The organism is Rubellimicrobium mesophilum DSM 19309, from assembly GCF_000600335.2.
Classification (GTDB): Bacteria; Pseudomonadota; Alphaproteobacteria; order Rhodobacterales; family Rhodobacteraceae; genus Rubellimicrobium; species Rubellimicrobium mesophilum.
This window is the reverse complement of record NZ_KK088576.1, coordinates 36,878-50,170: the sequence shown is the minus strand read 5'-3', so window position 1 is coordinate 50,170 and position 13,293 is coordinate 36,878. Positions and strand designations below refer to the sequence as shown.

The 13,293-nt window shown below is 72.3% G+C and carries 11 protein-coding genes and 1 pseudogene; 9 read left to right on the top strand and 3 right to left on the bottom strand.

Features of this window, described 5'->3' with window-relative positions; genetic code table 11:
* From RUMESO_RS12895 to RUMESO_RS12860, 9 genes and pseudogenes are all read left to right on the top strand, one after another.
* On the top strand, positions 1–859 hold an 859-nt coding region (locus RUMESO_RS12895; RefSeq protein WP_037280789.1), incomplete at its 5' end, for an ROK family protein.
* Positions 860–969: 110 nt separating this feature from the next.
* Positions 970–1,746: a hypothetical protein gene (locus RUMESO_RS12890; protein ID WP_051521304.1), complete on the top strand. Its 777-nt coding sequence runs from the start codon at positions 970–972 to the stop codon at positions 1,744–1,746.
* A gap of 234 nt (positions 1,747–1,980) precedes the next feature.
* Positions 1,981–3,420, top strand: a complete 1,440-nt coding sequence (locus tag RUMESO_RS12885) for a Y-family DNA polymerase (protein ID WP_245639267.1) — start codon at positions 1,981–1,983, stop codon at positions 3,418–3,420.
* Between the two features lie 3 nt (positions 3,421–3,423).
* Positions 3,424–6,756: pseudogene (locus tag RUMESO_RS12880) on the top strand (error-prone DNA polymerase).
* 154 nt (positions 6,757–6,910) lie between these two features.
* Positions 6,911–7,642, top strand: a complete 732-nt coding sequence (locus tag RUMESO_RS12875; RefSeq protein WP_037280787.1) for a proteasome-type protease — start codon at positions 6,911–6,913, stop codon at positions 7,640–7,642.
* A 1-nt stretch (position 7,643) separates the two neighbouring features.
* Positions 7,644–8,393: a metallophosphoesterase gene (locus RUMESO_RS12870; protein WP_037280785.1), complete on the top strand. Its 750-nt coding sequence runs from the start codon at positions 7,644–7,646 to the stop codon at positions 8,391–8,393.
* A 193-nt stretch (positions 8,394–8,586) separates the two neighbouring features.
* A complete protein-coding gene (gene uxuA / locus RUMESO_RS12865; protein WP_037280783.1) occupies positions 8,587–9,777 on the top strand; it encodes a mannonate dehydratase in 1,191 nt (396 codons plus the stop codon).
* Complete coding sequence (locus tag RUMESO_RS26410; protein ID WP_211262883.1) at positions 9,774–9,941, top strand: hypothetical protein; 168 nt, start codon at positions 9,774–9,776, stop codon at positions 9,939–9,941. The genes uxuA and RUMESO_RS26410 overlap by 4 nt, the downstream gene beginning before the upstream one ends.
* Positions 9,881–10,546 (top strand): SDR family NAD(P)-dependent oxidoreductase, encoded by a 666-nt coding sequence (locus RUMESO_RS12860; RefSeq protein ID WP_211262884.1) that lies wholly within the window; start codon positions 9,881–9,883, stop codon positions 10,544–10,546. Before RUMESO_RS26410 ends, RUMESO_RS12860 begins: the two co-directional genes overlap by 61 nt.
* Positions 10,547–10,633: 87 nt before the next feature.
* Here the strand turns inward: RUMESO_RS12860 and RUMESO_RS12855 are convergent, their stop codons facing one another.
* The 3 genes from RUMESO_RS12855 to RUMESO_RS28185 are packed head-to-tail and all read right to left on the bottom strand — an operon-like array spanning position 10,634 to position 13,273.
* On the bottom strand, positions 10,634–11,128 hold the full coding sequence (locus RUMESO_RS12855) for an SRPBCC family protein (protein WP_051521303.1): 495 nt from the start codon (positions 11,126–11,128) through the stop codon (positions 10,634–10,636).
* A gap of 22 nt (positions 11,129–11,150) precedes the next feature.
* Entirely contained in the window at positions 11,151–12,521 is a 1,371-nt protein-coding gene (locus RUMESO_RS12850; RefSeq protein WP_342670778.1) for a ComEC/Rec2 family competence protein, read from the bottom strand.
* A complete protein-coding gene (locus RUMESO_RS28185) occupies positions 12,521–13,273 on the bottom strand; it encodes a DUF4131 domain-containing protein (protein ID WP_342670777.1) in 753 nt (250 codons plus the stop codon). Before RUMESO_RS28185 ends, RUMESO_RS12850 begins: the two co-directional genes overlap by 1 nt.
* Positions 13,274–13,293: the final 20 nt, after the last annotated feature.

Sequence of the window (13,293 nt, the reverse complement as noted above, 5' to 3'; positions counted from 1 at the left end):
CGCCGCCCCCGGCCGCCGCCCGACCGAGGAGCTCCTGGACGAGGTCGAGGCCCTCGTGGCCGACCTGCGCGCCCGCGCCCCGGGCCGCGAGGTGCAGGCCATCGGCATCGGCCTTCCCGGCCTCGTGGACCACGGGCGCGGATCGGTGGCCTGGTCGCCGCTCCTCGAAGGCACCGACCTGCCGTTCCGCGAGGCCTGCGAGGCGCGGCTCGGCGCCCCGGTCCAGATCGACAACGACTCGAACCTCCTGACCCTGGCCGAGCTCTGGTTCGGCGCCGGCCGGGCGCTCTCGGACTTCGCCGTCGTCACCATCGAGCACGGGGTCGGCATGGGCCTCGTTCAGGGGGGCCGCCTGTTCCGGGGCGCGCGCGGCATGGGGCTGGAGCTCGGCCACACCAAGGTCCGGCTCGACGGCGCGCTCTGCCGCTGCGGGCAGCGAGGCTGCCTTGAGGCCTACCTTGCCGACTACGCCCTGGCGCGCGAGGCCGCGACCGCGCTCGGCCGCGACCCCCGCCAATCCCAGAGCCCCCGCGCCATGCTGGAGACGCTCTTCGGCGAGGCCAAGGCCGGCCACGAATCCGCGCGCGAGATCTTCGCCCGGGCCGGCCGCTACCTCGCGATGGGCCTCGCCAACCTCGTGCAGCTCTTCGACCCCGGCCTCGTGATCCTGTCCGGCGAGCGGATGCGCTACGACTTCCTCTACGCCGAGGACGTTCTGGCCGAGATGCAGCGCCTCGTCCTCCCCGCCGGACGCCCACCAGTGCGGGTGGAGGTCCATGCCTGGGGCGACCTCGTCTGGGCGCAGGGCGCGGCGGCGCTGGCCCTGGTCGCCGCCACCGACGAGGCGCTCGGGACCTGAGCAAGCCGTTACTTTCGCGACGATCTTCTTGGGATAACTTGCGCGACTCATTTGACGGAGCGAACGGCCCGCCCTAGAACAAAACATGAACACAGGCCCGAGAGGATTCCGTGAGCCACGCCGAGCCCTCCCCCACCCCCGTCGGGGATCGCCCACCGACCCTCTGCGAGGTCTTCGCCACCACGGCGGCCGACGGGGCCGCGACAGGCTTCGTGCTGGCGCAACTGGGGTCCAGGCCGGGCCCGGTCCTCTGGGTGCAGGACCGGGTGTCGCGGCGCGAGGGGGGGCGACCGTCGGCGAGGGGGTTGGCGGCAGCGCTCGGCCATCCCCTGGACGTCCTCTATCTGGAGGTCGGACGCGCCGTGGACGTCCTCTGGGCCATGGAGGAGGCGCTGGGCTGCGCCGCCCTCTCGATCGTGATCGGCGAGGTCTGGGGGGATCCCCCGGCTCTCGGCTTCACCGCCACGAAGCGGCTCGCGATCCGCTCCGAGGCACGGGGCGTCGCGGCCTGGCTCCTCCGCCGCGCCGCCGCGCCCGACCTGAGCGCGGCGCGGGAAAGGTGGCGCGTGAGTTCACAGCCTGCCCTGCCCCATCCCGACGACCCTCGCACCCCCGGCGAGGCGCTCTGGCTGGCCGAGCTCTTCCGCTCGCGGGGGAGACGGACGGGGATCTGGGTGGCCCGTCGCGACACAACGACCAGGAGGTCCGCCCCCGACTCTCCGCCCATGCGGGAGACGCGGTCCGGGAGCAGGACGAAGGACGGACCGGACCGGACCGGGACAATCCTCCGACTCGCCGCCCGACCGGGAGGGTTCGGGTCCCTCGGGACGCAGACAGGCTTCGCGCCCGACCTCCGAGCCGTATCCGACGGGTCGGCCGTGGCCTGACGCGCCATGCCACCCAGTGTCCCCGGCGCTGTCATCCTCCCCTTCGCGAGCCTTGGTGACCGATCGGGCGGAGCCGGGCTGAAGGCCGGGCCATGGCCAACGGGATTGACAGCGGGAGGGATTGGCGGTCCGATTTCGGAGCAGGGCCGACCCGCTGACCGACGGATACTCTCCCTGGCCCTCCCCCGGCTGACCATCGAACGGCGCCTGCGGATCGGGGGCCAGGGTGACAACGTGCTCCTGGCGCTGACCGTTCCGGGACCGCACGGGCCCGTCATCCAAGCCGCGACCACGGTGGCCGAGGCGGCGGGCGCTCTGCCCGGCCTGCGCGTCGTGGACGCGCGCGGCGCCTGCCCCGCGCTGCGGGTGGAGGAAGCGGACCCGGAGGGCGACGCCCGCGCGCTCGGGCGCCTCATGCTTTGGGCGCGCCGCTGGTGCCCCTGGACCGCCCTCGAGGAGACGGGCGGCCCGGGCCTTGTGCTCGACGTGACCGGCTCCGCCCATTTGTGGGGCGGCGAGGCAGCGCTGCTCACGGAGATCGAGGGCCGCCTCTCCGATCTCGGCCTGACCGCCCGCCTCGCCATCGCTCCCACGCGCGGCTCGGCTTGGGCGCTGGCGCGCTTCGCCGGCCCACGCGCGATCTGCGGACCCGGGGAGGTCGAGGCTATGACCGCGCCGCTCCCCGTGCGGGCGCTGCGGCTGTCCCAGGACACGGCGCTCCTCCTCCAGCGACTCGGCCTCAAGACGGTGGGCGACCTCCTCGCCGTCCCCCGCCTCCCCCTCGCGCGCCGCTTCGCCCGGGCCGAGCCGTCCGACAACCCCCTCCTCCGCCTCGACCAGCTCACGGGCCGCCTGCCCGAGCCGCTGCATTGCCCCGACGACCCGCCCCGCTTCGTGGCCCGCGCGGTGCTCTCCGAGCCCGTGCAGGACCCCACGCCCCTCCTGCCAGCCCTCGCCAGGGAGCTCTGCGCCATGCTCGCCGCCAAGGGGGCTGGCACGCGCGGCCTGGCGCTCGCCGTCTACCGCAGCGACGGCGAGGTCTCCGGCGTGGAGGTCGCGACGGCCCGCGCCACGCGCGACCCCATCCACCTTGCGCGGCTCTTCGAGGGAAAGCTCGACCGGCTCGACCCGGGCTTCGGCTTCGACCTCGCGACCCTTGCGGCGACGGTCCCCGAACCGCTCGACGCCCGCCAGCCCGGCCTCGACGGCCGACGCGACGACGGCGAGGACCTCGCCCGCCTCGTGGACCGCCTCTCCGCCCGCTTCGGCCCCCGAGCCCTCCTCCGCCCCGCCCCGCGCGAAAGCCACGTCCCCGAGCGGGCCGAGAGCTGGGTCCCGGCCCTCGGCCCCTCGCCCGGCCCGGTGCCGCCGCCGCCCCGCCCGCGTCCCCTCCGCCTCTTCGACCCGCCGGAGGAGGTGCGCGTGATCTACGCCGTCCCCGAAGGCCCGCCCGCGCAGTTCGTCTGGCGCCGCGTGACCCACCGCGTCGCCCGCTTCGCGGGACCCGAGCGGATCGCGCCGGAATGGTGGCGCGATCCCCCCGGCACGCGGCTGCGCGACTACTGGCGGATCGAGGACCAGGAGGGGCGGCGCTTCTGGCTCTACCGCGAGGGGCTGCCCGGCGACGGCCGGGGCGGCACGCCGCGCTGGTTCATGCACGGGATCTTCGCGTGACCCATGCCCGAGAACGACCACCAGCACCCCAAACGCACCCTGGCGGAGGAGAACGACTTCCAGCCGAACCCCCGCGCGCCCTTCGTGGAGCTGGGCCTCGCCACCTGCTTCTCGTTCCTCCGGGGCGCCTCGGACGCGGTGGACCTCGTCACGACGGCCTCGGCCCTGGGCTACGACGCCATCGGCGTGGCCGACCGCAACACGCTGGCGGGCGTGGTGCGGGTCCATGCCGAGGCGAGGACGGCCAAGCTGCGCCCGGTGATCGGCTGCCGCCTCGTCCTTCTCACCGGCGAGGAATTCCTGGCCTATCCCCGCGACCGCGCCGCCTATGGCCGGCTCTCGCGGCTCCTCTCCAAGGGCAAGATGCGGGACGCCGAGGGGGATTGGCAGCGCAAGGGCCACTGCGACCTGACGCTGGACGACCTCGCGGCCCAGCCGAGGGGGTGCAGCTCATCCTCGTCCCGCCCGATGACCTAACCGGATTTCCCCAGAGGCTCCGCGGGTTGGGCCGCAAGCTTCCCACGTTGCGTCATGTCGCGGCGAGCCATCTCTACCGGGGCGCCGACCGCGCCCGGATCAACGCGCTCGACAGCATGGCCGCGCGGGAGGGCCTCTCGATCCTCGCGACCAATGACGTGCTCTACCATGTCGCCTCTCGCAGGCCCCTTCAGGACGTCATGGCCTGCATCCGCGAGAAGGTGCGCCTGGACGAGGCCGGGTTCCTCCTCGAACCCAATTCCGAGCGGCACCTGAAATCGCCGCAGGAGATGGCGCGCCTCTTCGCCGAATGGCCCAACGCGCTCCGCGCCACGCGCGAGGTGGCCGACGCCTGCGCCTTCTCCCTCGAGGAACTGGCCTACGAATACCCGCGCGAGGTGATCCCCGAGGGCTCCACCCCGCAGGAGCACCTGGAGCGCCTCACCTGGGAGGGCGCCGCGCGCCGCTACGAGGGCGACGTGCCCGCGCCGGTCCGGGCCACGATCCGCAAGGAGCTCGCCATGATCGCGAAGCTCGACATCGCGCGCTACTTCCTGACGATCCACGACATCATCCGCTTCGCGCGCGAGGGCGACGGCTCCGGGGAGCCTTGGACGCCCATCCTCTGCCAAGGGCGCGGCTCGGCCGCCAACTCCGCCGTCTGCTACGTCCTCGGCATCACCGCCGTGGACCCCGCCGCCCACCAGCTCCTCTTCGAGCGCTTCATCTCCGAGGAGCGCAAGGAGCCCCCCGACATCGACGTCGACTTCGAGCACGAGCGGCGCGAGGAGGTGATCCAGCACATCTACGGGAAGTACGGCCGCGACCGCGCCGGCCTCTGCGCGACCGTGATCCACTACCGCCCCCGCTCCGCCATCCGCGAGGTCGGCAAGGTCATGGGCCTGAGCGAGGACGTGACCGGGGCGCTCGCCCGCACCGTCTGGGGCTCCTGGGGTTCGGAGCTGGCCGAGCGGAACGTGAAGGAGGCGGGCCTCGACCTCTCCGACCCGCTGCTGCGCCGCGCGGTGAAGCTCGCCTCCGAGCTGATCGGGATGCCCCGCCATCTCTCTCAGCACGTCGGCGGCTTCATCCTGACCGAGCGTCCGCTGACCGAGACCGTCCCCATCGGCAACGGCGCCATGCCGGACCGCAGCTTCATCGAATGGGACAAGGACGACATCGACGCGCTGGGCATCCTCAAGGTCGACATCCTGGCGCTCGGGATGCTGACCTGCATCCGCAAGGCCTTCGACCTCGTGGCCGCCCACCACGGGCACCGCTACGACCTCGCTACCGTCCCGCAGGAGGACCCGCTCACCTACGCGATGCTGTCCCGGGGGGACTCCATCGGCGTCTTCCAGGTCGAGAGCCGCGCGCAGATGAACATGCTTCCCCGCCTCCGCCCCCACACCTTCTACGACCTCGTCATCGAGGTCGCCATCGTCCGCCCCGGCCCGATCCAGGGCGACATGGTCCACCCCTACCTCCGCCGCCGCTCGGGCCAGGAGGCCGTCGCCTTCCCCGCTCCCGCCCCCCCGCACCCCCCCGACGAGCTGAAGGCCATCCTCGGCCGCACCCTGGGCGTCCCCATCTTCCAGGAGCAGGCCATGAGGATCGCCATCGAGGCCGCCGAGTTCACCCCCGCCGAGGCGAACGAGCTCCGCAAGGCCATGGCCACCTTCCGCTCCAAGGGCCAGATCGGCCGGCTGGAGGGGATGATGGTCGGCCGCATGGTCCGGCGCGGCTACGACGAAGGCTTCGCCAAGCGCTGCTTCGACCAGATCAAGGGCTTCGGCGAATACGGCTTCCCCGAGAGCCATGCGGCGAGCTTCGCCCTCCTCGTCTACGTCTCGGCCTGGCTCAAGCGCCACTTTCCCGCCGCCTTCGGGGCCGCGCTGCTCAACTCGCAGCCCATGGGCTTCTACGCCCCCGCCCAGATCGTCCGCGACATGAGGGAGCACGGCGTCGAGGTCCGCGCGCCGGACGTGAACCATTCCGACTGGGACACGACCCTCGTCCCCGACGGGCAGGGCGGCGTGGCCGTGCGCCTCGGCCTCCGCGCCATAGGCGGCTTCCCCGAGGCGGCGGCAAGCCGCCTGCTGAAGGCCCGGGACGAGCCCTTCCGCGACCTCCCCGACCTCCACCGCCGCGCCGGCCTTTCCTCCGCCTGGATCAGGCGCCTGGCTGAGGCCGACGCCATGCACTCCCCTCTGGATCGACCGCCGCCAGGCCCTCTGGGAGGCCGGCGCCCTGCGCGACGCCCCCGACCTCCCCCTCTTCCAGGGCACCCCTGACGAGGGCGACGAGCCCGTGGTCCCCCTGCCCGTCATGCCTCTCCCCGAGCAGGTGGTCGCCGACTACCAGACCCTCCGCCTCTCGCTGAAGGCGCACCCCATGGCCTTCCTCCGCAAGTCCCTGCGCCAACAGGGCTACGCCGCCGCGCAGGACCTCGCCACGGCCCGCAACCACCAGCGCGTGAAGCTCGCCGGCCTCGTCCTCGTCCGCCAGCGCCCCGGCTCCGCCAAGGGCGTCTGCTTCATCACGCTCGAGGACGAGACCGGCACCATGAACCTCGTCGTCTGGCCCAAGGTGATGGAGGAGTTCCGCAAGACGATCATGCAGGCCCGCCTCCTCGCAGTGGAGGGCCGCGTCCAGCGCGAGGTCGAGATCGTCCACGTCGTCGCCGAGCGCCTGATCGACCGCACCGACGCCCTCCTCCGCCTCGCGCCCGAGGGCTTCGCGCCCGCCTTCTCCCACGCCGACGAGGTGGTCAGGCCCGTCCAGGGCTCCGCGCGCAGCCCCCAGACCGGCCACCCCCGCGACGCCCGCATCGTCCCGAAGAGCCGGGATTTCCACTAGCGGCGCGGTCACGCCAACCTGACCGCCCTCGCCTGCCCCAAGGGTCAACGGGTCTCGACTATGGCGCGCCCGCTCCGTATCAGCCCCCCCCGCGTCCGGGACCGGGGCGCCGTCCCGCCCCGGACAGGGCAGCGGATCGCCCGAAGGAGGTGTCATGACCTATTGCGTGGGACTCAAGCTCAACCGCGGGCTCGTGTTCATGTCGGACACGCGCACCAACGCCGGCCTCGACAACATCTCGACCTACCGCAAGATGTTCACCTGGGTGGACGAGGGCGAGTCCATGATCACCATGATGACCGCCGGCAACCTCGCCACCACCCAGTCCGTCGTCTCCCTCATCGACGAGCGGAACAAGGCCCCCACCGATCGCCACCCCGCGATCCTCGAGTTCCACTCGATGTTCCAGGTGGCCAAGTACGTGGGCCAGACCCTCAAGGAGGTGATCGCCCAGCACGGCGAGAACGGCGAGAGGGCCGAGAGCTACTTCAACGCCACGATGATCGTCGGCGGCCAGGTCAAGGGCAGCGAGCCGCGCCTCTTCCTCATCTACCCCGAGGGCAACTTCATCGAGGCGGGCGACGACACGCCCTTCCTCCAGATCGGCGAGATGAAGTACGGCCGCCCGATCCTCGTGCGGGCCTTCGACGCCGGCATGAGCTTCGAGGAGGCCGTGAAGCTCCTCCTCGTGAGCTTCGATTCGACCATCAAGGCCAACCTCTCCGTGGGCCTGCCGCTCGACCTGCAGATCTACGAGAGGGACAGCTTCCGGAAGGGAAACCAGCGGCGCTTCCGGACCAACGACGCCTACTTCCAGACGATCAGCCACGGCTGGGGGGACGCGCTCAAGCAGGCCTTCGACACCCTCCCCAACATCGTGCTCTGACGTGCGCCGCTACGCCATCGGCGACATTCACGGCCAGATCGACGAGCTGCGCCGCGTCCACGCCTGGATCGCCGCCGACCGCGCGCGGACCGGCGAGGACGCCCCCGTGGTCCATCTCGGCGACCTCACCGACCGGGGTCCGGCCAGCGCCGAGGTCATCACCTACCTCCAGCGCGGCCCGACCCAGGGCGGCCCCTGGATCACCATCCGGGGCAACCACGACTTCATGTTCCGGCTGTTCCTCGATGACCCGAAGCTCCGCGACCCCGGCCTGAACCCCGCCTACACCTGGCTCCACGAGCGCCTCGGCGGCCTGAACACCCTCGAAAGCTACGGCGTGGAGACCTCGCCCGACCGCCCCGTCGCCGACCTCTGGTCCGAGGCACGGGACAAGGTGCCCCTCGCGCATCGCATCTTCCTCGACAACCTGCCCCTTCTCCATCGCACCGACCGGGCCGTCTTCGTCCACGCCGGCATCCGTCCCGGCGTGCCGCTGATCGCCCAGGCGCCGCAGGACCTCATGTGGATCCGCCAGGGCTGGCTCGACGACAGGCGCGACCACGGAATCCTCGTGGTCCACGGCCATACCGCGCTCGATGCGCCCGCCCACTACGGCAATCGCGTGAACCTCGACGCCGGCGCGGGCTACGGCCGCCCGCTGGCGGCGGCCCTGATCGACGGCCGCGATGTCTGGCTCCTGACCGAGGACGGCCGAGTGCCGCTCCTTCCGGGGACGGTTCCGGCCACCTGACCGACGCGCCGCCCCCGGATGGCGGACGCACTTCGCCCTACTCGGCCGACCTTTGGATCGCCGGGAATGCAAGGTGTTGCGTCCCCCGAAAACCCACCGTTCGGTGCCCCCGGGGCGACGCAACACCCCCTCCGGCGGGTTTACAGTGATCCCACGATTCGATTGTGTGCCGCCAAACCCGAAGGAGGACGACATGGAGCAATGCTGGCGCTGGTTCGGACCCCGTGACCCGATTCCGCTCGCCCATGTCCGCCAGGCGGGCGCCACCGGCATCGTCACCGCCATCCACGAGCACTACCGGGGCGAGGTCTGGCCCGAGGACGCCATCGCCGAGAGGAAGCGCGTCATCGAGGAAGCCGGCCTCCGCTGGTCCGTGGTCGAGAGCATCCCCGTTCCCAACGCCATCAAGCTGGGCGGCGAGCCCGCCCGCGAGGCGACCGCCGCCTTCGCCGAGACGATGCGCCGCCTGGCCCGCGCGGGCCTTCGGACGATCTGCTACAACTTCATGCCCGTCGTGGACTGGACCCGGACCGAGCTGCGCCACCCCATGCCCTCGGGGGGCCTCGCGCTCCGCTTCGACATGACGGATTTCGTGGCCTACGACGCCTTCATCCTCGACCGCCCCGACGCCGGCCGCGACTACACGCCCGACCTCCTCGCCAAGGCCGAGGCGCGGGCCAAGGAACTGACGCCCGAGCAGGTCCAGCGCCTCGAGTCCACGATCATCGCCGGCCTCCCCGGCGCCGAGGACAGCCACAGCCGCGCCGGCATCGCCGCCATCATCGCCCGCTACCGTGACACGGCCCCCGACGATCTCCGCGCCCACCTGCGGGCCTTCCACGAGACCGTGGTCCCCATCGCGCGGGAGGAGGGCCTGAACCTCTGCATCCACCCGGACGACCCGCCGTTCCCGCTCTTCGGCCTGCCCCGCGTCGTCTCCACCGCCCAGGACCTCGAGTCGATCTTCGCCGCCGTGCCGGAGCGCGAGAACGGCCTCACCTTCTGCGCGGGCTCCCTCGGCGCGCGGGCCGACAACGACCTCCCCGCGATCCTCTCGGCCCATGCCGACCGCGTCCACTTCGTCCACCTCCGCAACGTCTCGACCGACCCGGACGGCAGCTTCGTGGAGGACGACCACCTCGTCGGGAACGCCGACATGGTGACGCTCCTCGCGATCCTGCTGAAGGAGGAGGCGCGGCGCCGGGACGAAGGCCGGACGGCCGCGACCATCCCCTTCCGCCCCGACCACGGCCACCTCCTCCTCGACGACCAGGAGAAGCGGACGAACCCCGGCTACTCCGCCATCGGCCGCCTCAAGGGCCTCGCCGAGCTGCGCGGCATCCTGACGGCGCTGGCCCACCCCACCTACGGAGCCCTCGCATGACCGCCCGCTTCCAGGGCCAGACCGCCCTCGTCACCGGGTCGAGCGGCATGGGCCTCGCCACCGCCCTGCGCCTTGCGAAGGGGCCAAGGTCCACCTCTGCGGCATCGACGAGCGCCTCAACGACGAGGCCCGCCGCGCTGCCGGCGACCTCCCCGTCACCGTGACCCGCGTTGACATCACCCGCGACGACGAGGTGGAGTCCTGGGTCCGCGAGGCCGGCGAGGCGAACGGCATCGACCACCTCGTCAACGCCGCCGGCATCCAGACCTACGGCGACCTCGACACGACGACCATCGCCGACTGGGACAAGGTGATGTCGGTCAACCTCCGCGCCTTCTTCACGGCCAGCCACTTCGCCTGGCCCCACCTCAAGGCCAGGGGCAAGGGCGCCATCGTCCACGTCTCCTCGGTCCAGGGGTTCGCCAACCAGAAGAACGTCCTCGGCTACGCCACCACCAAGGGCGCCGTCCACGCCATGACACGCGCCATGGCCGTCGATTGCGCCCCGCATGGCGTCCGCGTCGTCTCGATCAGCCCCGGCTCGATCCGCACGCCGCTCCTCGAATACGGCGCCGCCCAGATCGCCGGGCCCGAGGGCGACCCGGAGGAGGTCATCGCCATGTTCGGCCGAGGCCATCCCATCGGCCGCATCGGCACCGCCGAGGAGGTCGCCGGCCTCATCGCCTGGATCTGCTCGGACGAGGGATCCTTCGTGACCGGCGCCGACCTCCGCATCGACGGCGGCCTCACCGCCCAGCTCGGCGTCTGAGCCCCGTCCATGCTCCCGCCCGAACATCTCGCGGCAGCTAGCGGACCCTTGGGCGGCCCTTCGGGTGCGGAACCCTGCCGGCGCCGCCTAGGCGTCCTTGCTCCCCACGATCCGCCCGAGCCAGCCCTTCCGTTGCACCGGCCGCTTCTCGATGGCCGCCGCGAAGCGCTCCACGAAGCCATCGGCGACCTTCTGGGCGGCGAGCTTGACGACGAAGCCCGGCAGGTTCGCCAACTTGCCGCCCAGCTCGGCGGCGATCTCCCAGGAGAGCCGCGTCCCCTCCCCCTCCGGGACCAGCCGGATTCGCGCCCTGCCCTTCGCATGGCTCGCCCCGCCGCCCGAGCCGCCGCCGCTCAGGACGCAGCCCCGCCCGGGCTCCACCTCCGAGAGGTCGAAGAACCCCGTCAGCCGCGCCGTCATCCCGCCTACCTGCCGCGCGACGGTGATGTCGTAGCCGGTCTCGGGGCTTCCGGTCATCGACTCGCAGCCCGGGATCAGCGCCTTGAGGAACTCCGGGTCGATCAGGGCGGCCCAGACCGCCTCCGGTGCCGTCGCGACGGTCTTCTCTCCGGTGATCTGCATGGATGGCCCTCCTGGCCCCAAGCTAAGGTGACGCGCCGTCCCCCGCTAGATCCCGCGGATGTCCGTGGCGACCCGGTCGGGTCCAGGGACGGTCCCCAGCGATGGCCTCGGCCGTTATCAGCCTCAGGCCGTCCTGCCCCGTCCACCCGGCCACGGCCCCGGTGTCCCGCAGTGTCGTCGCGTCGAGCACGAGGCACGGCCTCCCGTCCGCTTCCTGATCCGTGACCAGGATCTCCGCACCGCCGCAGCCCTCGACGCCCGCAAGCGCCTGCTTCCCCCGCATGAGGAGCACGGACTCGCCCCCGACCTCCGCCCGCGCCGTCCGCTCCCCGAGCGTGGGGCCCGACCGTGCGGCGGCGTCCTCCTGCGTCGCGGCGTCGCCGTCGTTCTCGAGCCAGGTCTCCACCACGAAGCCGTCGCCGCTCGCCCTCGAGACCACGCGGCCGGCATCGGTCATGATCCCCATGATCCCGCCGGACGGGGCAACCAGCAGAGCCGGCCTCTCCGCCACGGTCCAGAGGCCGAGCGCCAGGGCCATCACGGGAAGCCCTGCCCAGCGAAGGCGCCCGCGCCACAGGATCGCGAAGAGCCCCCCGAGGGTCAGGAGCGGCAGGACCATCTGGGGCGGCGTCACGACGCCGCCTGTCGCGCCATCCAGCCCGGCCACGACCTCCGCCACCAGCAGGATCCAGCGGCAGCCGAGTTCCACGAGCAGGAGCGCGGGCTGCGTCAGGCCCAGCGGAGCACCAAGCGCCAGGAGCACCGCCCCCGGCATGACGAGGACCCCCATGGCCGGCACCACGAGCAGGTTGGCCAGGAGCCCGTAGGCCGCGAAGCGGTTGAAATGAGCCCCTGCGTAAGGCGCCGTGGCAAGGCCCGCGACGAGCGACGACATGATCACCAGCACGACCGGCACCGCCCAGCGCCACCGCCCGCCCAACCCGTGCAGCCAAGGGGAGCCGAACACGACGCTCAGCGCGGCCACGGCGGCGAAGGACATCTGGAAGCCCGGGTTCACCAGGCTCTCGGGCCGGAGGACCAGCACGATCAGCGCGGCGATCGCCACGGATCGGAGCGTCACCGCCTGCCGGTCGAGGAGCACCGCCCCGAGCATGACGGCGACCATGACGAAGGACCGTTCCGTCGCCACGTCGCGCCCGGCGAGCGCGAGGTAGAAGGCCGCTGCCAGCAGCGCGATCCAGGCCGCGACCTTCTTGCCGTTCACCCGGAGCGCGAGCGGCGGCACCAGCGCGATCCCCGTCCGGACGAGCGCGAAGACGAAGGCCACCAGCAGGCCCATGTGCGTGCCGGAGATCGAGACGAGATGGTAGAGGCCGGAGTCGCGCATCGCATCGCTCGCCGCCATGGACAGCCCAGAGCGGTCCCCCGTCATCACCGCCGCCGCGAGACCGCCGGCGTCGCCGTCGATGCGGGCCCGGACCCCCTCGCTGAGGCGGGTGCGTAGGCGGTGGATCCAGAGGCCCCCTCGGACGGCGCCTTGGCGAGCACGGGCGTCTCGGTCCAGCCCGTGGCCCCGAGCCCCTCGAACCAGGCGGCGCGGCGGAAGTCGAAGTCGCCGGGCTCGGGCGGCCCCGAGGGGGGCGACAGATTTCCGGTCAGGATCACCACGCGCCCAGGCTCCGGGACCAGCCAGCGCTGGTCGCCCCGGAGCGAGACGCGGACGCTGGCCGGCGTCCGTTCCGGTGGCACATCCTCCAGCACGACGTGGTCGAGCGTAAGCCTCAGGGCGTCCGAGGCCGAGCGGTCGATGCCCAGGATCCGCCCCTCGACAGGGCCGTAGTAACGGAAGTCGAGGACCGGCGCAGCGACCGCCCAAGCTCGCCACCCCGCGAGGCCGGCGCCCGCGCCGACCAGGGCCAACCCGAGCAGCAGCGGCGCCAAGGCCGGCGCCACGGCCCGGGACGTCAGCAGAAGGAGGATCACGGCAATGCCGAGCATGGTCCAGGCGGATGTCTCGGGCTCGACCGGAAGGGCGAAGTAGATGCCGATCCCGGTCCCGAGCGCGACGGGCGCCCAGGACAGGAGCTGTCCCCGCTGTGCGAGCAGCGCCGCCTCGGCCCGGCTCCACCAGCGGCCGAGCCTCGGGCCGCTGGTCCCGGCGTCCGGATGATCCGCCAACTCCACTTGTCCTGTCCTTAACCCCT

Excerpts from the sequence above, each read along its gene's own strand:
- uxuA (WP_037280783.1), top strand. The coding sequence starts at position 8,587 with ATGGAGCAATGCTGGCGCTGGTTCGGACCCCGTGACCCGATTCCGCTC.
- RUMESO_RS12875 (WP_037280787.1), top strand. The coding sequence starts at position 6,911 with ATGACCTATTGCGTGGGACTCAAGCTCAACCGCGGGCTCGTGTTCATG.
- RUMESO_RS12855 (WP_051521303.1), bottom strand. The coding sequence starts at position 11,128 with ATGCAGATCACCGGAGAGAAGACCGTCGCGACGGCACCGGAGGCGGTC.
- RUMESO_RS26410 (WP_211262883.1), top strand. The coding sequence starts at position 9,774 with ATGACCGCCCGCTTCCAGGGCCAGACCGCCCTCGTCACCGGGTCGAGC.
- RUMESO_RS12850 (WP_342670778.1), bottom strand. The coding sequence starts at position 12,521 with ATGACGGGGGACCGCTCTGGGCTGTCCATGGCGGCGAGCGATGCGATG.